The 21,510-nt window shown below is 55.9% G+C and carries 16 protein-coding genes; 9 read left to right on the forward strand and 7 right to left on the reverse strand.

Features of this window, described 5'->3' with window-relative positions:
* Positions 1–28 precede the first annotated feature (28 nt).
* Positions 29–1,204 carry an acetyl-CoA C-acyltransferase family protein gene (locus tag ACR0M3_RS11460; RefSeq protein ID WP_480488107.1) on the forward strand — a complete coding sequence of 392 codons (1,176 nt, stop codon included), beginning with the start codon at positions 29–31 and terminating at the stop codon, positions 1,202–1,204.
* A 96-nt stretch (positions 1,205–1,300) separates the two neighbouring features.
* On the opposite strand, the gene ubiB is transcribed toward ACR0M3_RS11460, so the two are convergent.
* Both ubiB and ubiE read right to left on the reverse strand, forming a co-directional pair.
* Positions 1,301–2,830 carry a 2-polyprenylphenol 6-hydroxylase gene (ubiB, locus tag ACR0M3_RS11465; protein WP_480910800.1) on the reverse strand — a complete coding sequence of 510 codons (1,530 nt, stop codon included), beginning with the start codon at positions 2,828–2,830 and terminating at the stop codon, positions 1,301–1,303.
* Between the two features lie 3 nt (positions 2,831–2,833).
* Positions 2,834–3,586 (reverse strand): bifunctional demethylmenaquinone methyltransferase/2-methoxy-6-polyprenyl-1,4-benzoquinol methylase UbiE, encoded by a 753-nt coding sequence (gene ubiE / locus ACR0M3_RS11470; protein ID WP_480910801.1) that lies wholly within the window; start codon positions 3,584–3,586, stop codon positions 2,834–2,836.
* A gap of 86 nt (positions 3,587–3,672) precedes the next feature.
* Here ubiE and mutM point away from each other — a divergent pair, with 86 nt between their 5' ends.
* The 6 genes from mutM (at position 3,673) to recF (ending at position 10,299) form a co-directional block, all read left to right on the forward strand.
* Positions 3,673–4,524, forward strand: a complete 852-nt coding sequence (mutM, locus tag ACR0M3_RS11475; protein WP_480910803.1) for a bifunctional DNA-formamidopyrimidine glycosylase/DNA-(apurinic or apyrimidinic site) lyase — start codon at positions 3,673–3,675, stop codon at positions 4,522–4,524.
* A 66-nt stretch (positions 4,525–4,590) separates the two neighbouring features.
* On the forward strand, positions 4,591–5,367 hold the full coding sequence (locus ACR0M3_RS11480; protein WP_267363125.1) for an enoyl-CoA hydratase: 777 nt from the start codon (positions 4,591–4,593) through the stop codon (positions 5,365–5,367).
* A 225-nt stretch (positions 5,368–5,592) separates the two neighbouring features.
* Entirely contained in the window at positions 5,593–5,856 is a 264-nt protein-coding gene (gene rpsT, locus ACR0M3_RS11485; protein WP_039541017.1) for a 30S ribosomal protein S20, read from the forward strand.
* Between the two features lie 554 nt (positions 5,857–6,410).
* Positions 6,411–7,796, forward strand: a complete 1,386-nt coding sequence (gene dnaA / locus ACR0M3_RS11490; protein WP_209507181.1) for a chromosomal replication initiator protein DnaA — start codon at positions 6,411–6,413, stop codon at positions 7,794–7,796.
* Positions 7,797–8,020: 224 nt separating this feature from the next.
* The gene (gene dnaN / locus ACR0M3_RS11495) at positions 8,021–9,142 is read left to right on the forward strand and encodes a DNA polymerase III subunit beta (RefSeq protein WP_267363127.1); all 1,122 of its coding nucleotides are present in this window, start codon (positions 8,021–8,023) and stop codon (positions 9,140–9,142) included.
* A 59-nt stretch (positions 9,143–9,201) separates the two neighbouring features.
* Positions 9,202–10,299 (forward strand): DNA replication/repair protein RecF, encoded by a 1,098-nt coding sequence (gene recF / locus ACR0M3_RS11500; RefSeq protein WP_480910862.1) that lies wholly within the window; start codon positions 9,202–9,204, stop codon positions 10,297–10,299.
* Here recF and ACR0M3_RS11505 read toward each other — a convergent pair.
* Positions 10,296–10,862: a carboxymuconolactone decarboxylase family protein gene (locus ACR0M3_RS11505; protein ID WP_480773996.1), complete on the reverse strand. Its 567-nt coding sequence runs from the start codon at positions 10,860–10,862 to the stop codon at positions 10,296–10,298. The genes recF and ACR0M3_RS11505 overlap by 4 nt on opposite strands.
* Positions 10,863–10,962: 100 nt before the next feature.
* On the opposite strand from ACR0M3_RS11505, the gene ACR0M3_RS11510 reads away from it, so the two are divergent.
* Both ACR0M3_RS11510 and gyrB read left to right on the forward strand, forming a co-directional pair.
* A complete protein-coding gene (locus ACR0M3_RS11510) occupies positions 10,963–11,535 on the forward strand; it encodes a TetR/AcrR family transcriptional regulator (protein WP_480488096.1) in 573 nt (190 codons plus the stop codon).
* Between the two features lie 114 nt (positions 11,536–11,649).
* Positions 11,650–14,067: a DNA topoisomerase (ATP-hydrolyzing) subunit B gene (gyrB, locus tag ACR0M3_RS11515; RefSeq protein WP_480539388.1), complete on the forward strand. Its 2,418-nt coding sequence runs from the start codon at positions 11,650–11,652 to the stop codon at positions 14,065–14,067.
* 180 nt (positions 14,068–14,247) lie between these two features.
* Here the strand turns inward: gyrB and ACR0M3_RS11520 are convergent, their stop codons facing one another.
* The 4 genes from ACR0M3_RS11520 to hsdR all read right to left on the reverse strand — a co-directional run bounded on the left by ACR0M3_RS11520 (position 14,248) and on the right by hsdR (position 21,336).
* Positions 14,248–14,583: an HNH endonuclease gene (locus ACR0M3_RS11520; RefSeq protein ID WP_480910805.1), complete on the reverse strand. Its 336-nt coding sequence runs from the start codon at positions 14,581–14,583 to the stop codon at positions 14,248–14,250.
* Between the two features lie 401 nt (positions 14,584–14,984).
* Entirely contained in the window at positions 14,985–16,481 is a 1,497-nt protein-coding gene (locus ACR0M3_RS11525) for a restriction endonuclease subunit S (protein ID WP_480910807.1), read from the reverse strand.
* Positions 16,478–17,983, reverse strand: coding sequence for a class I SAM-dependent DNA methyltransferase (locus ACR0M3_RS11530; protein WP_480910809.1), 1,506 nt, complete (start codon positions 17,981–17,983; stop codon positions 16,478–16,480). Before ACR0M3_RS11530 ends, ACR0M3_RS11525 begins: the two co-directional genes overlap by 4 nt.
* Positions 17,980–21,336, reverse strand: coding sequence for a type I restriction-modification system endonuclease (gene hsdR, locus ACR0M3_RS11535; protein WP_480910810.1), 3,357 nt, complete (start codon positions 21,334–21,336; stop codon positions 17,980–17,982). Before hsdR ends, ACR0M3_RS11530 begins: the two co-directional genes overlap by 4 nt.
* Positions 21,337–21,510: the final 174 nt, after the last annotated feature.

Raw genomic sequence — 21,510 nt, forward strand, 5'->3', positions numbered from 1 at the left:
CTGACGACGATTCCAAGAGGAGAAAGACATGACAGACATCGTATTGCTGGATGGTGCGCGCACCGCGATTGGAACTTTCGGTGGCGCACTTGCGTCAACCGCACCCATTGATCTGGCGACGGTGGTCACCGAAGCGGCCTTAGAACGGTCAGGGGTAGAAGGTGCGCAAATCGGGCATGTTGTATTTGGCCACGTCATCAATACCGAGCCTCGGGACATGTACCTGTCGCGTGTTGCCGCGATGCAGGCTGGGATTCCGAATGGCACCCCTGCGATGAATGTAAACCGTCTGTGTGGCTCGGGCGCACAGGCGATAGTGTCGGCGATGCAGTCCTTGATGCTTGGCGATGCCGATTTCGCTGTGGCAGGTGGCGCAGAAAGCATGTCGCGCAGCCCTTACATTGTTCCACAGGCACGCTGGGGCGCGAAAATGGGTGATGTCACTTCGCTGGACATGATGCTGGGTGCGTTGAACTGCCCCTTTGGCACAGGGCACATGGGTGTGACGGCCGAGAACGTTGCCGATGAACACCAGATCAGCCGTGAACAGATGGACGACTTCGCCCTGACCAGCCAGACCCGCGCGGCAGCCGCAATTGAAGCCGGATATTTCGAAAGCCAGATCGTGCCCGTTCAGGTGAAGGTCAAGCGCGACATGGTGGATTTCAAAGTTGATGAGCATCCCAAAGCGACGACAGCCGATGCGCTGGCCGGGTTGCGACCAGTGTTCAAGAAAGATGGGCGTGTGACGGCGGGCAATGCCTCGGGCATCAACGACGGTGCGGCGGCGATGGTGCTGGCAACGGCAGACGCGGCGGAAAAGGCCGGGTTGAAGCCAAAAGCGCGCGTGATCGGATATGCACATGCTGGCGTGCGCCCCGAAGTCATGGGTATTGGCCCGGTACCGGCTGTGCAAAACCTGCTCAGGAGGACGGGTTTGTCAGTGGAAGACTTTGATGTGATCGAAAGCAACGAAGCATTTGCCGCGCAGGCGCTGGCCGTCAACCAGGAGCTTGGGTTGAATGCAGCGAAGGTGAACCCGAATGGAGGTGCGATTGCGCTGGGGCATCCTGTCGGTGCGACGGGCGCCATCATTACCATGAAGACGCTTTATGAGCTGGAGCGCACAGGCGGATCAAAAGGGTTGATCACCATGTGTATTGGTGGCGGTCAGGGGATCGCCATTGCCATCGAGCGGCTCTGATCCGGGTCTGGGCAAAGGGGGGCTGTCTGCCCCCCATCGCGCAAGGCGCGATTCCCCCCGAGGATATTTTTAGCCAGATGAACCTGCGGATCACAATCAGCCGAGTGTAGTGATCAACAGAACTATGGCTGCGCCGGCAACCGCACCGAGAGCGGCGGGTAGGATTTTTGGCAACAGACCCGAGTTTTCCGGTTCTTCTTTGTGCGTCTGTGCAATCAACGCGTTTTCGACCAATGTCGGCAGGCGCGGACCAAAGCGTGCCAGAACCATAGCGGTTTTGGCAAAGTCACGAAGCGCGGCGCGCGGGCCGATGGATTGTTTGATGTAATCTTCGACCACGGGGCGGGCAACTTCCCAGATATTGATGTGGTCGTCCAGTGACCGGGCAACGCCTTCAACCACGACCATCGTGCGCTGTAGAAGGATCAGCTCGGTTCGGGTTTCCATGCCAAAACGCTCTGTCACTTCGAACAGATAGCTTAGCAAACGGCCCATCGAAATATGCGAGGCATCCATACCGAAGATGGGCTCACCAACCGCACGCAGGGCGCGGGCGAATTCATCGACGTCCTGGTGTGCAGGAACGTAACCGGCTTCGAAATGCACTTCGGCTACGCGCTTGTAGTCGCGGCGGATGAAACCGAACAGAATCTCGGCGTAGACCCGGCGCGTGTATTCGTCGATATGGCCCATGATACCGTAATCATAAGCGATGATATCACCGTTGGCGGCGACCTTGAGGTTGCCCTGATGCATATCGGCGTGGAAATAGCCGTCGCGCAGGGCGTGAAGAAGGAACAGGCGCAGCACACGTTCAGCCAGATCGCGGCGATCGTGGCCAGCGGCGTCCAGTGCGTCATTTTCACCCAATGGAACACCGTCGGCCCAGCTGAGTGTCATCACGCGCCGTGCCGACAGTGACCACAATATAGGCGGCAGCCAGAACCCTTTGTCGTCTTTTGTGTTGGCCGCATATTCCGAGGCAGCAGCGCTTTCCAGACGCAGATCCAGTTCACCCCGTACAACGCCATCGAAATGTTCAATGACCTCCATCGGACGCAATCGGCGAGCACCGGGCGCAAACAAATCGACTATGCGAGCGGCGAAATAAAACGCGTCCACGTCCTTGCGAAATGCGCGCTCAATCCCTGGGCGCAGAACTTTGACGGCGACATCCTCGCCCGTGCTAACAAGTTTGGCTTTGTGGACCTGAGCAATGGACGCGGCTGCAATGGGTTCACTGAAATCGCAGAATATCTCGGCAACAGGCTGCCCCAGTTCCTTTTCCACTTCGGCCAAAGCCACGGCTTTCGAGAACGGCGGCAGCTTGTCCTGCAAAACACGAAGTTGCACAGCCAGTTCATCGCCTACTACATCCGGGCGCGTCGAAAGCACCTGACCAAACTTGATGTAGGCCGGGCCCAAAGCGGTGAGTGCACGTGTTGCAGGCGGCATTTCCGGGTCGCCCTTGTACCCCAGCCACCAAAACGGTTTGCCTAGAGCGTGGGCAAGAAACCGGATAGCCCTTGGCGCCTCGAACGCGTCGAGGACCACGTTCATGGCACCGGTGCGCTCAAGCGTTGCGCCTGTACGGATCAGGCGGATGATGTTGTGGGGACCACGCATGCGTCAGATCTTCCAGCCGGAATGCAGCGCGGCGATACCCATGCTGAGATTGCGGAATTTCGCGTTTTCGAAGCCAGCAGTTCGGACCATGTTCAGGAAGGTTTCCTGATCGGGGAACTTGCGGATCGACTCCACCAGATACTGATAGCTGTCGTAATCATTCGCGATCAGCTTTCCCATGCGTGGAATGACATTGAAGCTGTAGAGGTCATAAAGCTTCTGCAGCCCGTCATTGGGAAGCTGACTGAACTCCAACACCATCAGGCGGCCACCGGGTTTCAGCACGCGAAAGGCTTCGTTCAGGGCCTCTTGCGGGCGGGTCACGTTCCGGATGCCGAAAGAAATCGTGTAGACGTCAAAGGTGTTGTCTTCGAATGGCAGGGCCATGGCATCGCCCACCACCCAGTTCAGGCTGTCGGCCATCTGGTCGGCTTCTGCGCGTTGCCGGCCTTCGATCAGCATGGGTTCTGTCAGATCAAGAACCGTGGCATGGCCATAGCCTGCACGTTTCAGAAAGCGAAAGGAAATGTCACCGGTTCCGCCTGCAACATCCAGCAAACGCTGACCGGGGTGTGGTGCCAGCCAGTCCATCATCGCGTCTTTCCAGACCCGGTGGATACCTATCGACATGACGTCGTTCATCACGTCATATTTCGAGGCGACCGAGTTGAACACGCCCTGCACGCGCCCGGCCTTGTCAGCCTCGCGTACGGTTTCGAACCCGAAATGAGTGGTGTTGTCGCTGTTGTCGGACATAAGCCTTGCCGTTTGTCGAATTTCGCTTCTGTTATAGGGCTCTGGAAGCGGGGTACAATGCGGCCCTTTGGAATAGGAGCCCTGTAATGCCAGAATTGCCCGAGGTCGAGACAGTAAGACGGGGTCTTGTTCCCGCGATGGAGGGCATAGTGATAGAACGCGCCGATGTGAACCGCCCGGATTTGCGCTGGCCATTTCCCGAACGCATGGCAGAACGGCTGACCGGGCAGCGGGTGGATCGGTTAAGGCGGCGATCGAAATACATCCTGGCCGATCTCAGCAGTGGCGAGACCTTGTTGATACATCTGGGGATGTCGGGGCGAATGACGGTGTCAGGGGACCCACTGGGTCATTTCCTGCGCGAACATCCTGCCGCTGAGAAACATGACCATGTTGTTATTCACATGGCCAACGGGGCGCGTATCACCTTTAACGACCCACGCCGGTTCGGGGCGATGGACCTACTGCCCACAGCCACGGCCGAAGATCACAAGCTTCTGGCGGTTCTGGGACCAGAGCCCTTGGGTAATGATTTCCATGAGCAACACCTGATTGAAGCATTCAAAGGCAGGAATACCCCTGTCAAATCAGCTCTGCTGGATCAGGGAATCGTTGCCGGATTGGGGAATATCTATGTTTGCGAGGCACTTTATCGCGGCAAGGTGTCGCCACGTCGCAAAGCAGGGCAAATATCTGCGGCACGTGTCGCATCGCTGGTTCCCATCATTCGGAGGGTGTTGCAGGACGCGATCGAAGCAGGCGGATCATCCCTGCGGGATTTCCGCCAAGCTGATGGAGAACTTGGATATTTTCAGCACAGCTTTGATGTCTACGGTCGCGAAGGAAAGCCCTGCCGCACCGAAGGTTGCACTGGTCTGATCCAGAGAATCACCCAGTCCGGTCGCTCATCCTTCTACTGTGCGCAATGCCAAAGATAGCTTGATCCAGAGAATTCGCGTGGTAAGGACTCGTAACTGAACGGAACAACCGGAAGCTTTTTTCTCATGGCTTTTGAGACGATCATCGTCGAAATCGAAGACCACGTCGCCTTAATCAAACTCGACAGACCGGATGCGTTGAATGCACTGAACTCCCAGTTGCTGGGTGAGTTGTGTACCGCGCTGGAAGAGGCGGACAGCAACGACAAGGTGCGTTGCATCGTCATCACCGGATCGGACAAGGCCTTTGCCGCAGGCGCGGACATCAGGGAAATGTCCGAGATGAGCTTTGTCGATGTCTACACCACCAACCTTTTTGCTGATGCAAACAACCGGGTTTTGGCGATTCGCAAACCGATCATCGCCGCGGTTGCGGGCTATGCTCTGGGTGGGGGATGCGAGTTGGCAATGCTTTGCGATTTCATCATTGCGGCGGACACTGCAAAATTCGGCCAGCCTGAAATCAACCTTGGCGTCATAGCCGGGTTGGGCGGCACCCAGCGTTTGACGCGCTTTGTCGGCAAGTCCAAGGCGATGGACATGAACCTGACTGGTCGGTTTATGGACGCGGACGAAGCCGAGCGCGCTGGTTTGGTCAGCCGGGTCGTACCGGCCAAGAAGCTGATCGAGGAAGCCGTCGGTGCGGCGCAAAAAATAGCCGAGAAATCGGCACTGACGGCAGCGGCGGCAAAAGAAGCGGTCAATCGCAGTTACGAGCTTCCGCTGAGTGAAGGAATGCTGTTTGAGCGTCGCGTCTTCCATTCCATGTTTGCCACCGAGGACCAGAAAGAGGGCATGGCGGCGTTTCTTGAAAAGCGGGCTGCGCAGTTTCGCGACAAGTAAAACGCAAGAGACTAATGAAAGGCGGGCTATGCCCGCCTTTTCTTTACCCGATTTGTGAGCCCCAAGAATCGGCTTGGCAATCCTTGAAATGTTCGGTATTGAGCGCCGCAATACATGCGCGTGCGGCCCGCTTGGCCCGACTCACACTCGTGATTTCTGATCCGGTGCGGATATATCCGTGGCGCGCAACCCTTGATAACCGTACCGAACGAAGGTCAGAGACACATGGCAAATTCGCCCCAGGCAAAGAAACGCGCCCGTCAGAACGAAAAGCGTTTCGCTGTTAACAAAGCGCGTCGTTCGCGCATCCGCACCTATCTGCGTAAAGTCGAAGAAGCGATTGCATCCGGTGACAAAGATGCGGCAACCGCAGCACTGCGCGCCGCCCAGCCTGAGCTGATGCGCGGCGTCACCAAAGGCGTGTTCCACAAGAACACTGCCGCGCGTAAAATGTCGCGCCTGTCGGCCCGGGTCAAAGCTCTGGGCTAAAGCCTGAGGGTTACCTTAGGTCAAGTCAGCAAGGCTGAACTAATGTCAAAGGCGCTGCGCATTGCGGCGCTTTTTTCGTGTTGCCGGAATACCGCGCCTTCACGAAACCGAGAGATTCTTTCGACCAAAGACCCGAGTCAATATCAGAGTTTCGTTGCCGCGCCCCATTTCAAGTTGCTACCACTGATGTCAGCGATTCACTCGCTTGGGGGGACAGGCTGTTTACTCGATCGGACTGACGGGCATCAGATCGATCAGGAAACATTCGTCGACGACTGGCGCAAGCTGGGCTGCCGATTTGCCGCGAAGTCCGGGTTATCCGGGATTCTCGGCCCTGTCTGAAAATTGAGATTGTGACGTGCAGCCCGAGTTTCGGGACGCTCATTTTTTGTTGAGCGTCGAAAATCCGGGTGCACCGAACTTTCAGGGGCAATCCCGCCAAACCGTTAGGTTTGGCGATAGGTTCCCTTTGGGCGTGTGAATACAAGACCGGGCAACCGGCTTCGTATGATAAGGCCGACAGGCCAACAAGAATGGGATGCGTGAGGCGCTGAATGACACAAGAGAAATGGGGACTACTGCGTAACAAATTGCTGAAGGCTGTCGGTCGGAATAATTTCACCACTTGGATCGAGCCTCTGGAATTTAAAGAGCTGCAGGATGGTGTGGCGGTTTTTTCCGTGCCAACGAACTTTATGGGGAATTACGTCAGCCAGAATTTTGCGGACCTTATCTTGTACGAGCTGAATACGGCTGGGGAAACCGTTCAGCGTCTGGATTTCCGTGTTGCCGCCAACTCGCCCGCACGCCCCAAGCCCGCAGCCAAGGTGGTCGCCGAAACTCGGCCAGAGCCGGTACCCACAGTCGCTACGGATAGTGCGCAGAACGCTTTGGAGTCGTTGCAGGCCGCGCCGCTGGATTCGCGTTTCACCTTTGACAGTTTCGTGGTGGGCAAACCCAACGAGCTGGCCCATGCTGCCGCGCGCCGCGTGTCCGAAGGTGGCCCGGTCACATTCAACCCGCTTGTTCTGTACGGCGGAGTGGGTCTGGGTAAGACCCACCTGATGCACGCCATTGCCTGGGAGCTGAAAACCAAGCATCCGGAACTGAATGTCCTGTACCTGTCAGCCGAACAGTTCATGTATCGCTTCGTGCAGGCCCTGCGGGAACGCCGGATGATGGATTTCAAGCATTTGTTCCGTTCGGTCGATGTGCTGATGGTCGACGACGTGCAGTTCATTGCCGGAAAGGATTCTACTCAGGAAGAGTTTTTCCATACGTTCAACGCGCTGGTGGATCAGAACAAGCAGATCATCATTTCGGCCGACCGCGCCCCGGGCGAAATCAAGGATCTGGAAGATCGTGTAAAGTCGCGCCTGCAATGTGGTCTGGTCGTTGACCTGCATCCGACCGACTATGAATTGCGCCTGGGCATTCTGCAAAACAAGGTCCAGCAATACAGCAGCTCCTATCCTGATCTGACGATTGCGGATGGCGTTCTTGAGTTTCTGGCCCATCGAATCTCAACCAATGTCCGCGTGCTGGAAGGTGCTCTGACACGTCTGTTTGCCTTTGCCTCGCTGGTTGGGCGCGAGATCGACATGGAGCTGACGCAGGATTGTCTGGCAGATGTCCTGCGCGCATCCGAGCGCAAGATCACGGTTGAAGAAATCCAGCGGAAAGTATCCGAATACTACAACATCCGCATGTCCGATATCATCGGTCCCAAGCGCCTGCGATCCTACGCGCGCCCCCGTCAGGTGGCGATGTATCTTTGCAAGCAGCTGACCAGCCGATCGCTGCCAGAGATCGGCCGTCGGTTCGGCGGGCGCGACCACACCACGGTCATGCATGGCGTCAAGCGCATTGAAGAGCTGAAACTGACCGATGGCCAGATCGCTGAAGACGTGGAAATGCTACGCAGGTCTCTCGAAGCCTGAACCGGGCCAGCAGCGCTAAGGAACGCTTCGGGCCTCTGTTCCGGGGCGTTTTTTGTGCGTAATAATCCACGGTTGCACCAGAACTGAGGCCCGTTGGGCACGCCGCACTTGACGGTTGCTGCATTCCAACCCAGAAATCCGTAAAAAATCCTTGTGCCTCGGGGTGGAACCGCTAACGTGCCAGTCCCGCCCATGTCGGTACGCAAGTCAGAGGAATTGAGGGTATGAAGATCAGCATTGAACGCGGCACCCTTCTTAAGGCCGTTTCGCAGGCCCAGTCCGTTGTAGAACGTCGCAATACCATTCCCATACTTGCCAATGTCCTGATCGAGGCCGAAGGCGATCAGGTCCAGTTCCGTGCCACCGATCTGGATATCGAAGTGGTCGATAAGGCACCCGCACAGGTCGAAAAGGCAGGCGCGACGACCGTTGCGGCAACAACCCTGCATGAGATTGTGCGCAAACTGCCCGACGGTGCGCTGGTGACACTGACTGCTGACAGCGCCGCTGGACGGCTGACAGTTGAAGCGGGGCGGTCGAATTTTTCGCTGGCGACACTGCCGAAGGAAGATTTTCCGGTGATGGCATCGTCTGAGTATCAATCGAATTTCACCGCTTCGGCGGCATTGCTTCGCCGGTTGTTTGACAAGTCGAAATTCGCCATCTCGACCGAAGAGACCCGGTACTATCTGAACGGTGTCTACATGCATGTGGCAGATGGGTCCGAGGGTGGAAAAGTGTTGCGTTGTGTGGCCACCGATGGCCACCGGCTTGCGAGGATCGACGCAGATTTGCCGGATGGCGCGGCGGATATGCCGGGCGTGATCGTGCCCCGCAAAACAGTGGGCGAGTTGCGCAAGCTGCTGGATGACGACGAGATGGATATCGCCGTTTCGGTCAGTGAAACCAAGGTACGCTTTGCCACGCCGGATATCACGCTGACGTCGAAGGTTATTGACGGCACCTTCCCCGACTACACACGCGTTATCCCGCAAGGAAACACCCGCAAGCTTGAAGTGGATGCTGCTGAATTCGCGCAGGCCGTGGATCGCGTGGCAACTGTTTCGTCGGAGCGGTCGCGGGCAGTGAAGCTGCAATTGGAAGGCGACAAGCTGATCTTGTCGGTGAATGCACCCGACAGTGGCGCCGCCGAGGAAGAATTGGCTGTCGCTTACGGGGATGAGCGGTTGGAGATCGGGTTCAACGCCAAATACCTGTTGGAGATTGCGTCTCAGGTGGATCGTGAGAATGCAGTTTTCCTGTTCAACTCGGCTGGTGACCCGACATTGATGCGTGAAGGCAACGACCTGAGTGCTGTATACGTCGTCATGCCGATGCGCGTCTGATCGCGCGGACGCGCGATGCCTCCGGCGGGAGTATTTTTGAAAAGATGAAGGGAGGGGTCATGGGATTGGCCCTGACCGAGCTTACGGTCTCGCATTTTCGATCTCATAAGCTGGCGCGGTTGTCTCTGGACGGACGTCCCGTTGCTATTCACGGGCCAAATGGGGCCGGGAAGACCAATCTTCTTGAAGCGGTGTCGTTGTTTTCACCCGGTCGCGGAATGCGGCGGGCGAGTGCAGCCGAGATGACCCGACGGCCCGAGGCGTTGGGTTGGAAACTGTCTGGGTTGCTGGACGCTCAGGGGCAGCGGTTTGAGATCGAAACCTGGTCCGAGGGCGGCGCAGCGCGACAGGTGCGAATTGATGGCAAGTCGGCGACGCAGATCGATCTGGGGAAACTTGCGCGAGTTGTCTGGCTGACCCCGTCAATGGACCGTCTGTGGATTGAAGGGGCGGAAGGGCGCCGTCGGTTTCTGGACCGTATCGCGCTGAGTTTTGACCCAGCCCACGCTGAAGCATCGCTGATCTATGAAAAAGCGATGCGCGAACGTAACCGCCTTCTGAAAGAGCAGATCAGGGATGCGCATTGGTACGCCGCGCTTGAAGGGCAGTTGGCCGAGACGGGGCATCGCATCCATACCGCGCGGTTGAGGTCGCTGGATCTTCTGCGGGCAGCGCAGGATAGGGCGGAAACAGTCTTTCCGTCGGCCGAACTGGAATTGGTGCAAACCGAAGGCGCAATGCCCGAGACGGCGGAAGATTTGCGAGACGCGTTGGGCGAGAGCCGGTTCAGGGATCTGGCAGCAGGCCGGACCCTGGTGGGGCCGCATCGGTCCGACCTGTACGGTGTGTTCGCGGCCAAAGGCGTGCCGGCAAGGGAGTGTTCCACTGGTGAGCAGAAAGCGCTCTTGGTGTCGCTGATCCTGTCCAATGCGCGGGCGCTTGCGGCAATGCTGGGCGCACCTCCGATCGTTCTGCTGGATGAAGTGGCCGCGCATCTGGATGCTGGGCGGCGTGCAGCGCTTTATGACGAGATTTGCGCGCTGGGCGCTCAGGCCTGGATGACCGGTACCGGGCCTGAACTGTTTGCGGAATTGGGCGACCGGGCCCAGACGCTGATCGTTACCGAAAGCGATGAGGGTTCGGTCGTGACTGCTTAGGCCGGTTCGCTGACTTTACGTTCCCACAGAAAGCCGCGCATAACCTCGTCCACCGGGGTTTTGGCCATGTGGTTGATGTAGTTCGACATGGTTTTCTGGGCCAGACCCAGCACGACATCCAGAACCGCGCGATGGGAATAACCCGCATCAAAGAACGCCTGAAGCTGATCTTCGGTCGGGTTGCCGCGGGTTTCCATCACTTCTAGGGTGAAGGTGCGCAGTGCTTCGAGCTTGGCTGAAGGCAGCGGGGTTTCATTGCGCAGGGCGTCCGAGATCTCATCCGATATCTTCATCATCTTGGCGATACCTGTGTGGGCGGGCACGCAGTAGTGGCACTCGTTTTCAACATTGATGGTCTGCCAGACGACGGTTTTCTCATCATTGTCGAAATCGGTTTTCAGGAACAGGCCGTGCAAAATCTGGTAGCCTTCCAGATGTTGAGGGCTTTCGGCCATGACCCTATGCAGGCCGGGCAAGCGACCAAAAGCGGCCTGAGACTTTTGCAGCAGCGGTTTGGATGCTTCAGGCGCGGTTTCGAGGTCGTGAGACGGGAAATTGGCCATGTCGGAACTCCTGTTTCTGGCGCGATGGGTCGTATTTAGGGTTTCTTGAGTGATCGCTCAAGTATATATTTGAGTGAACGTTCAAGAATTGGTGATGCTGATGCCCCGCAAACCCGCATACGATCGTGACGTGTTGATCGCGAAGGCGAAGGATATCTTCTGGCGTCAGGGCTGGGCTGGTACATCGCTGAAGGATCTGGAGCGGGAACTGAAGCTGAAGCCCGGCAGTTTTTATGCGGCGTTCGGGTCGAAAGATGCGCTCTATGCGCTGACGCTGGAAAGCTATACGCAAGAAGGTTTGGCGCGCCTAAAGGCCCTGGCTGAGAGACTGGGTCCGAAGGAGGCGCTGAAAGCACAGCCCCGATTGGTGATCGAAGCAGCCGAGACCCCGGCAAAGGCCTGCATGTTGGCAAAGACATATGCCGAGTTGAAGGCGAAGGATCATGACCTTGCGGATCAGGCGGCGCATTACATGGCGGAAATGAAAGACTGTTTCGCTGATCTGTTTCGCAAGGCTCAGGATGCCGGTGAAATCGGGGCGGGACGTGATCCGGATCGTTTGGCGGCCAGGTATCAGTCAGACATTCTGGGGCTGCGCTTGTCCGCTGAACGCACAGACGTTGATGCGGCGCAAATTGCAGCGGATATCGCGTCTGATATCGATCGTTTGTGAGCCCCTCTCGGGGCGGCAAAAAACGATCCGGAAAACCACAAAATATTGGGGGATGGCGTGACAATCCCTACCAGAAAACGTATAAGTTACCAAAATAATATAGGTACTGACTGAATGTCCGAAGACGCACAGGCCCCTCAAGAATACGGCGCAGATTCTATCAAGGTTCTCAAAGGCTTGGAGGCAGTTCGCAAACGCCCCGGCATGTATATCGGGGACACGGATGATGGCTCGGGTCTGCACCATATGGTGTATGAGGTTGTCGACAACGGGATTGACGAGGCTCTGGCGGGTCATGCTGACCATGTGACGGTGAAAATTCACGCCGATTCCAGTGTTTCGGTCAGCGACAATGGGCGTGGTATTCCGGTGGACATCCACCCGGAAGAAGGCGTGTCGGCGGCCGAGGTCATCATGACCCAACTGCATGCCGGCGGAAAATTCGACAGCAATTCGTACAAGGTGTCGGGCGGCCTGCACGGTGTGGGTGTTTCCGTGGTGAACGCGCTTTCGGATTGGTTGGAACTGCGTGTCTGGCGCAATGGCAAAGAGCATGTCGCGCGGTTTGAAGGTGGCGAAACCGCTGAGCACCTGAAGGTTGTCGGTGAATGCGGAGACCGGACAGGAACAGAAGTGCGGTTTCTGGCTTCGACCGATACATTCTCGAACCTCGAATACTCATTCGAGACATTGGAAAAACGCCTGCGCGAACTGGCTTTCCTGAATTCGGGCGTTCGGATCATCCTGATTGACGAGCGTCCGGCGGAACGGCTGGAAACCGAGTTGTTCTATGAAGGTGGGGTCAAGGAATTCGTTAAGTATCTCGACCGGTCCAAAACCCCCGCCATGTCCGAGCCGATCTATATCAAGGGCGAGCGCGACGATATCGGCGTGGAAATCGCAATGTGGTGGAACGACAGCTATCACGAATCTGTCCTGCCATTCACCAACAATATACCTCAGCGCGATGGCGGTACCCATGTGGCGGGTTTCCGAGGTGCCCTGACCCGGACGATCAACAACTACGCGCAGTCCAGCGGGATCGCGAAAAAGGAAAAGGTCAGCTTTACCGGTGATGACGCGCGCGAAGGTCTGACCTGTGTGCTGTCGGTCAAAGTGCCTGATCCGAAATTCTCGTCACAGACCAAAGACAAGCTGGTCAGTTCCGAGGTTCGTCCGGCGGTTGAGGGTCTGATGAACGAAAAACTTGCCGAGTGGTTTGAAGAAAACCCGACCGAGGCCAAGGCGATCGTCGGCAAGATCATCGAGGCTGCGCTGGCACGCGAGGCCGCGCGCAAGGCGCGTGAACTGACCCGCCGCAAAACGGCGATGGATGTGAACTATCTGGCGGGCAAGCTGAAGGATTGTTCCGAAAAGGACCCCTCCAAAACCGAAGTCTTCCTTGTTGAGGGCGATTCAGCCGGAGGGTCGGCGCAAACGGGCCGTGACCGGCTGACTCAGGCGGTTCTGCCGCTGCGCGGTAAGATCCTGAACGTGGAACGCGCGCGGTTTGACCGGATGTTGTCCTCGCAGGAGATTGGCAATCTTGTCATGGCGCTGGGCACGGGTATTGGCCGCGATGAGTTCAACATCGAAAAGCTGCGTTACCACAAGATTGTCATCATGACTGACGCGGATGTGGACGGTGCGCACATCCGGACCCTGCTGCTGACGTTCTTCTACCGGCAAATGCCTGAGCTGATCGAAGGTGGGTATCTCTATATCGCGCAGCCGCCACTTTATAAGGTTTCGCGCGGTAAATCAGAGGTTTATCTGAAAGATCAGGCGGCGCTGGACGATTATCTCGTCAATCAGGGGATCGAGGGTGCCGTGCTGAAACTGGGATCGGGCGAAGAGATCATTGGTCAGGATCTGGCCCGCGTGGTGGACGAAGCGCGACAGTTGAAGCGTGTTCTGGACGCCTTCCCGACACACTACCCGCGCCACATTCTGGAACAGGCAGCCGTTGCCGGTGCCTTTGTGCCGGGTGCGGTGGACGCCGACCTGCAAGGGGTGGCTGACAAGGTTGCCGCCCGTCTGGATCTGATCGCGTTGGAGTATGAGCGTGGCTGGCAGGGCCGGATCACGCAGGATCACGGAATTCGCCTGGCCCGCATTCTGCGTGGTGTCGAAGAGGTTCGCACCTTGGACGGCCCGATGCTGCGGTCGGGGGAGGCCCGCAAAACAGGCAGCTTCACCCAAAGCCTGCAAGAGGTCTACAACACATCGGCCACGTTGATCCGCCGTGATCGTAGCCAATTGATCCACGGTCCGCTGGACCTGTTGCGCGCCATTCTGGAAGAAGGGGAAAAGGGCCTGTCCCTGCAGCGCTACAAAGGTCTGGGAGAGATGAACCCCGACCAGCTTTGGGAAACAACTTTGGACCCGGATGCACGCACGCTGCTTCAAGTGCGCGTAGACGATATGGTGGAAGCCGACGATCTGTTCACCAAGCTAATGGGTGATGTTGTCGAACCTCGTCGGGAATTTATCCAGAAAAACGCTTTGAGCGTCGAGAATCTGGATTTCTGACGGTGTGTAGGATCGCCCATAATCGTTCGCGACGCCCATAATCGTTCGCGCTGGTGCGTCTGGACGACCTCTGGGTTAGAGCAAAATCGGCCCCAAATTTCATCGAATTCTGAGGATATGAAGAAAACGGATGTCGGCTTTGCCGGCACCGTTGAATTTCATCTTGTGGCTGTGAATTTTCTAACGACGATCACGGATCGCGAGATTGCTCAGATCAGCGCCAGATTTCGCGACAATCCCTTCAAGCTTTTGGTAGTTGGGGTCATCAATGCGTTCGGCAATTGTGACCGTTCCATCGGATTGAATTGTCAGTAGGCCGTTGTCGAACAAGCGATGCAGATCCGCTCTGAGGATAAGCCCATTACTCGGGTCATCCGAGCCGCCAGGTGAGCGAGGTGCCAGATGTGCTGCATCCAAAACCTCAGGTATGGCACATCCGCTGATTGCGCATTTCAGACCATCGCGCGCAGCGATGGCGCGACGAAAGCTCTGCTGATCAGGTCGGGTTTCTCGCAAGGCCCATTTCCGGGCACGCTCTTCGATTTCCGCGGCGACGTCTTGACCCGATATCCGCCGACCATCAGGCTTCTCCAAATGTAGCCGATATTCATATGGGCCGAGCACTTCGAAAATGACGACGTCGTCAATTTCAGCACCGGCTTCCTCGAAAAAGGACTTTGTGAACTCACCGCGATGCCTGAGAAAGCCCCTCGGGTGTCCAGTCTCATTGTGGACTGGTATGTCGCATTCAACCTGTTGATCCCGCCAATGGAGCGTAAGAGCCTTCCCAGGCTCATTCTTTGATGAGCCTCCGCGAGCATCCAGCGGCAGTTGATCGACGAAAGGCGTGATGGTTATTCGAAGAACCCTTGGCTTGAGCGCAGAAGCGGTAAGAGGGGCGCTGCGATACTCCATCGTCAATCGACAGAAGCCTTCTTCTTGCGGGCGCGTTTCGGCTTGGGAGCCGCGGCTCTGGCCTCGCGGATACGTTCAAGGAGAGCCTCTGCGGGCTCATCATCGGGATCTTGCGGCACAAGCTCACCCTGGAAGGCTTTGACCAGCAGACGCTCATCCAGACGATCAAGAAGATGACTGGCGCGGCTGGCTTCTTCAGTCAGTCGGTCTATGCGGGCAAAAGCCGTTTCAATGCGGCGAATGATTTCGTCTTGTTCCTCAATGGGTGCCAACGGCACAGGGCATCTTCTGACGTCGCGCAGGTTAAGCCCAGGCATATCAATACCCCGATATTTTGAGTGAAGCCACTTCTGAGCGTCCGGGCCCTCGAGCCACCTCGCCAGGAATTTAGTCCTGATAGAGTTTGAAGGACGGAAACGCGCCGTGCCCTGAGTAATGTTCGCACCGTTGATTTCTTTGGGGACGACAGCAACTTTTGTTGCGCGGATAATACCGAGAAGGATATCGCCTTCTGTCAAAGAAGCACGTGCATATTTCAGAGCGATTTCAGGGCTGGTTCTAAGAAGTTGATGAGTCTTTATGACACCATCAACAATGTCCAGACCACGCACATATGGAACGCCTTCATCCAGCTTCGGGCCGGGTTGAACGATGCCATAGACGATTTCGGCGCCCGGTGCGACGACTTCCTCTGAGGCGACCCACGCCCAACTCTTTGGGACATCGAAAACAGCGCCTTCTGCGCGCAATACTTCCAGAGCACGATACTTCGTTGTCCAAGCGCCTGGAGACGTGGATTGGCCCTTTGCCTCGCGTTTATTTTGCTCTTCAGAAATCCACCATGCACGACGTTGCTCGCGCAAGTCTTCCACCATCTCATTTCCAATCTTTTGGAAATCCTTTGATGACCGCCATTCAGATGTCAGTTGACCTCGAAACGCGAAAGCAAGGATTGCCTGTTTAGCACGGGTGGCGAGGGTGGTGACGCGGGTGAGGTGGTCGCGGGCGGCGGCGGAGCGTTCTGAGATCCGGTTCAGCTTCGTCACAATTCGCCGCTGTTCCGGGAGCGGAGGAACTGGAAACTTGGTCGCTTTGAGAAACTTGAAGTGCCGACTGTAGCCCTTGTCGGGCAGCTTGACGCAACGCAGTGCTTGAAAAGCAAACTGAGGATCAAATTGCGAGCCTGGCTTTAGAACTTTTACGCCGTCAGCACCCTGTGCAAATTCAAAATCTATGAACTTCACAGCTCGTGTATGGTCTCCGAAGATGACACAGGGTAGCTCGACGTCATTTTTCATTGAAACGTCGTCGGTATGGCCTCCGATCAGGCTGTCCCCTTGATCAACAACTGGTAGCTTACCGCTCTCAGAGTATTCCCGTTGCTTGACCTTTTTCTTACTGTGAGTGAAGTCTGTCCATGCAGTCTTGAAATCCACCCAAGCCCAACTGATTGGCGTGTCGTCGCACGGCCATTCACCTTTCTCAGCTTGCTCAGTCATTCGGCGGCAACTTCATGAAGTTCGAGGTCGCCTTTTTCTTCCTCAAGTTCTAACATAAGTGCTTCGATCTCTATCGTAGCTTCGCGCAAATGTCCCATGATTGCAGCGGTAATGTCGTCGGGGTCGGTCAATCCGTCCTCGGTTTCTTCATCACGATTCCGTAGCCATGAGATGTCCAAATTGTCGCCTCGAGCTGTGATCTCCTGACGAGAAAAACGACGCAAGCGACCCTCTTCGCCTTGATCCCGGCGTTTTGACTTGCCCATGGGACTGCTGCCATAAGCCGTTTCAAAATCCTCGAAATCGTTTGCTTGCAATGGCCGGGTTTTACCATATGAGGGCGCGTCGGCCCGCATGTCGTAGACCCAGACATTCTGAGTGCCGTCCTTTTCGGTCCCATTCGCGTTGCGTGTGAAGAACAAGACGTTGGTTTTGACACCTTGTGCGTAGAAAATACCAGTCGGTAGGCGCAAGATCGTGTGTAAGTCGCACCAGTTCATTAGCATTTGTCTCAGCTGGCGACCGACGCCATCTTCAAACAGAACGTTGTCTGGGACCACCACCGCAGCCCGCCCACCGGGTTTGAGTGCGCGAATGATATGTTCGACAAAGGCGAGCTGTTTGTTTGAGGTCTCGGCGGTCGTTGAGAAGTCATCCCTCGCTGGGCGCCCCCCGCCTTTCTTGGTTCCAAACGGCGGATTTGAGAGTATCAGATCGGCCTTGGGCAGGTTGGCTCCGTCTGCGGTGAGCGTATCCATGGATTGCGCATTTCCCTCGATCCCATGGAGCATGAGGTTCATCATACTCAATCGATGAGTGTCGGGGACCAACTCCGCAAGCGTGTAGCATTCGCGCACCTGCTTTTCAGCGACGCCTTCTGGAAGGCCAAAGAGTTCGTTGTTGTCTGCAAAAATCTTACGATGTGCGGCGACAATAAATCCGCCGGTGCCGGCCGCAGGATCCTGGATTCGCTCACCAAGTTGAGGCTTGGTCAATCGGATCAGGCAGTCGATCAGCGGACGGGGCGTGAAATATTGTCCCGCACCGGACTTCTTGTCCTCGGCGTTCTTTTGCAAAAGGCCCTCGTAGAGGTCGCCTAAGCCCTCCTCACGCGCATCAAACCAGTTCAGGCCGTCGATGGCCGTGGTGAGGCTTTTGAGGTTTGCAGGCTTGCGCAGGCGCGTCTGTGCGTCGGTGAAAATGTCGAGAACCAAAGGGTCTTTAGGCGGCTTGCGTTTTCCCTGATCGTCTTTCTCATCCGGGTCACCGAGATTTGTGAGCGCCCGCTTATAGTGAGAAAGCTGATCCATACCTTCCCGGCGTGCGATTTCCGCCCAGCGATACTCTTCGGGCACTCGCCGCTCCTGGCCGGTTTCTTCCATCATCTTCAGGAAGAGGAGATAGGTGAGCTCAGTCACGTATTCCGAATAGGTTACACCGTCATCGCGCAGGACATTACAGAGGCTCCAGAGTTTGGCTACAATGTCCTGCGTGGCACTCATGCGGCGGGCTCCCATGTTTCTTGTTTGATTTCGTCGAGGATAACATCAAGCTCCCCGTCGAACATCTTATTGAGGCGTTTATAGCCGCCTTGTTGTGCGAATGGTGGTTCGTCGAACGCCTCGCGATCAACGACAACTTTCGTCTTCATCTCATCTCCGATACGAGAAAGCCAGCGCATTTGGACGTCACCAAGCTTGTGACGAGCTGCGACTCTCCGGATCGCGGCATCGATCCGCTCAGAAAAAGGCACCAGAGGATCACCGAGCGCCGCTTGCCGGATGAAACCGATTATAGACGCGGCGATATCTTCGTTTTTACTGTCGCGCCACGCGGTGCGAAGAGCGCTTTCGGTGAAGTGCTGTGCGTCGAGAGCGAGCCGCAATTCCCGAAGGCTGTCACGTGTGAGGTCTCTGGGGCGAGTTACAACAAGTTTGAGGGCCGCGATCTTGTTGGCGTTCTCGCGGATAAAACTGCTGAACGCGTCGATAAAATCATCGGGTTTGACACCGTCACCGTAGCCGCGCGTAACGCCGGTGACAGTATCGGTGCCCTTGTAGATTGGGAGGATTGGCGGTGCACCGCGATCGCCCTGGAAGTCGAAAAACGCGCCAAGCCCAGGTCGAGCCTTCGTCCAGGCTTGAACATCCTTAGACGGCCCCTCTCGAAATCGCTTCAGGGTTTCTTCCGGGGTTTCACCTGCCTGTGCGGTGTATTGGTTTCGCAGATCCTCATTCATCTTCCGGATCTTACGCGCCATTTTAACTATGATTTGATCGAGTATCTCGTCTTTGTGGTCATCCACTTCGGAAGCTTCGAACCCCTCGAACAGAGTCTCAAATGTGACTGAAGGGTTGACCACCACGGGTCTCATCTCGGTCATGCTTTGCAAGTTGGGATAGAGATCCACTGCGTCGTAGATTTGAAAAGTTTCCTTGTCGATTTCGTCACATTTGCGGGTCGCGCGTCCGATCATCTGGTCATAGAGGATGCGCGAGTTCACTCGCCTGAGGAAAACCAGGTTCTTAATCGCGGGAACATCGATCCCGGTCGATAGCAGATCAACCGTTACAGCTATCCGCGGATCAGCCTCATTTTTGAACTTACGTATCAATTCACCGGGCTTGTCCACGGACCCAGTGATCTTGGCGATCATGTCGTCGGTAATCTCGATCCCTTCGTTCCTGTAGGCTTTCCTGAGCTGATCCACGACTTCATCTGCGTGGCGATCAGAAGCAGAAAAAACAAGTGTTTTACCCGCGTCTGGGGACAAGATATCTATGCGGCTCGCCAATTCCTCTGAGACGACCCTGTTAAACTCCGGAGATAGGACACGGCGATTGAAGTGTTCAACGTTGAAATCGAGGCGGTCCTCAAGCTCAGCAGTATCGATCTCTCCCGTTTCGGGATTAAGTGCTTCGATGGTCTCGCCTTTTTCGAACTGAATTCCAGCGGCGCTAAGCGCGGTTGTAATTAGATGCGGAGGATCATGGTCGATTAACCAATCATCGATAACTGCTTCGCGATAGCTGTATCTAAATACTGGATCGCCGAATATCTGAGCCGTGTGCAATGCTGGCGTGGCGGTGAGCCCGACGGTCACAGCGTCAAAATACTCGACCACTCTGCGATACTTCGAAACATAATCGTCCTGATCTCGAAATGTTGCTTCCGCATCGCTCATCTCCCGATCGAGTAAATAGCCGCGATGGCATTCATCGATCAGGATCAAATCATACTGGTCAATTGGAGGGCGTTCACTGGGGTCTTTTTCAAGAACCCGCTTCACAAGGCTCTGCACAGTGCAAATGTGGATCTTTGCATCGCGCCCAATTTCCTTCTCGTCGAGGCCGCGCAACCCGAATATCTCCGAAAACGTCTTTGCACCTACCATCCGAGTGGTTTCGAAAGCGCCTTCTGCCTGTTCGCCCAATGCGCTTCGATCGACCACAAAGCAGACTCGCAAGAAGCGCTTTGCCTCGAGCAGGCGGTAGATCATCGCAATTGCTAACTTCGTCTTGCCAGTGCCTGTAGCCATGGCAACAAGCATGCGCCGCTTGTTATCTGCGACCGCCTCCTCGACCTTTTTGATTGCGTTGATCTGGTAGGGACGTAACTCGAACCCAAAATCAAACGGCTTAGATTTGAGCTCCTGTTCTGCCGTTTCACGATCCACTTCCAGACGTTCTTTCAAGCCTTCCGGGGTAATCCAACCCTCCAGCGCTCTGGCGGCGTTTCGGTCCAGACGTGTGTCACGGAACCAGATTCCGCTCTGCGTCGGTATTGTCGGGTAGTAGCTTCGGCCATTGGAGGCAAATATGAAGGGAACCTTGTGGTCACCCCATGGGCCTCCTGCAAATTCAAAACTGCTGTCAGCTTGGACGTCACGCGAATAGCGTGTCGCCTGCGCGTCGAGTGCCGCGGAAACGTTTTTTCGTTTCCTCTTTGCCTCTACGATACCGACGAGTGTTTTACCTATGAATAGGGCATAGTCAGCCGGACCCGATGATGTCGGCCATTCTGCAATGGCCAAATTTCGACCGCGCTCCGGTCTGGCTCCTGACGAGAACCTCAGCTTACTACTATCGACTTCCCAGCCCGTTTGCTTCAACTGTTCATCGATCAATAGGCGAGTGTCATCCTCATCAAAATCCATATCCTTCGCAGAAGAGAAGGCAGCGGAAATGAACCCTTTGTCTGTTTGTCGCTTGGGCTTTGGACCTTTTGAGGCGCGTCTTTCGGCTTCTTCAGCCAATGTTTCATAAATTGCGCGTTCTTCTTCTGCGAGACGAGCCCGCTCTTCGGCATCAAGTGCAGCTTGTTGTGCCCGCTCGAGGGCTCGCTTGTGAATTTCAGCCTCAGATGATCTTTCCTGAAGAAGTTGCTCGAGTTCAGCGGCGCGAGTCTGGAGATCTTCAGTGTCATTGTCTGCAACTTTAGGAGGCGCGAAGGCCATGGTTAAGCCAGGCGAATTCTTTACTGTTGCACGTAACCAGACACCAAGCCGGTGGCACAGTTTTATGGCTTCGAACGCTTGCCTGCGCTCTCCGTCGTAGCCGTGGACTGCTGCATTTCCTCCGAGCCGGAGGCGATGAAGGAGGTCCGTAACTTCTCGAGGCGCAACTTGCTCCCGGCTGATTTCTTTCAGGACATTGTTTAACGTCTCGTTCTGGAGGGGTAGCAGCCCGGCGCTATCCGCAATGACCATGGCCAAACGCTCAGCGAATTGTCTGGTCTTCACCAGAGCCGTGTTTGCGTCATCTACAAAATAGCACTCGGCGAATGTTGCGAGTTTTGCCAGAGGTGGATCAATTTCCTCAAGGTGCGAGAAGTTCTGACTGATATATACATTCAAACGGGTATCAACCTTCCCGGAAATACAGAACAGTGGAATACAGACTGGAACCTACCGGATATGGCAGTCCATGCAACTGTAGGAGCGCAACCAGAGAGTGATTTTCGTTCGCCGTGGCCAACAGATGACAACGTTTGGCGCATCCCCACATTTCCAAACACCGGCCATGATGAA

Source organism: Ruegeria sp. O5 (assembly GCF_056535105.1).

Bases quoted from the DNA above. Each gene is read 5' to 3' on its own strand.
- ACR0M3_RS11460 (WP_480488107.1), top strand. From the start codon at position 29: ATGACAGACATCGTATTGCTGGATGGTGCGCGCACCGCGATTGGAACT.
- ubiB (WP_480910800.1), bottom strand. From the start codon at position 2,830: ATGCGTGGTCCCCACAACATCATCCGCCTGATCCGTACAGGCGCAACG.
- ubiE (WP_480910801.1), bottom strand. From the start codon at position 3,586: ATGTCCGACAACAGCGACAACACCACTCATTTCGGGTTCGAAACCGTA.
- mutM (WP_480910803.1), top strand. From the start codon at position 3,673: ATGCCAGAATTGCCCGAGGTCGAGACAGTAAGACGGGGTCTTGTTCCC.
- ACR0M3_RS11480 (WP_267363125.1), top strand. From the start codon at position 4,591: ATGGCTTTTGAGACGATCATCGTCGAAATCGAAGACCACGTCGCCTTA.
- rpsT (WP_039541017.1), top strand. From the start codon at position 5,593: ATGGCAAATTCGCCCCAGGCAAAGAAACGCGCCCGTCAGAACGAAAAG.
- dnaA (WP_209507181.1), top strand. From the start codon at position 6,411: ATGACACAAGAGAAATGGGGACTACTGCGTAACAAATTGCTGAAGGCT.
- dnaN (WP_267363127.1), top strand. From the start codon at position 8,021: ATGAAGATCAGCATTGAACGCGGCACCCTTCTTAAGGCCGTTTCGCAG.
- recF (WP_480910862.1), top strand. From the start codon at position 9,202: ATGGGATTGGCCCTGACCGAGCTTACGGTCTCGCATTTTCGATCTCAT.
- ACR0M3_RS11505 (WP_480773996.1), bottom strand. From the start codon at position 10,862: ATGGCCAATTTCCCGTCTCACGACCTCGAAACCGCGCCTGAAGCATCC.
- ACR0M3_RS11510 (WP_480488096.1), top strand. From the start codon at position 10,963: ATGCCCCGCAAACCCGCATACGATCGTGACGTGTTGATCGCGAAGGCG.
- gyrB (WP_480539388.1), top strand. From the start codon at position 11,650: ATGTCCGAAGACGCACAGGCCCCTCAAGAATACGGCGCAGATTCTATC.
- ACR0M3_RS11525 (WP_480910807.1), bottom strand. From the start codon at position 16,481: ATGACTGAGCAAGCTGAGAAAGGTGAATGGCCGTGCGACGACACGCCA.
- ACR0M3_RS11530 (WP_480910809.1), bottom strand. From the start codon at position 17,983: ATGAGTGCCACGCAGGACATTGTAGCCAAACTCTGGAGCCTCTGTAAT.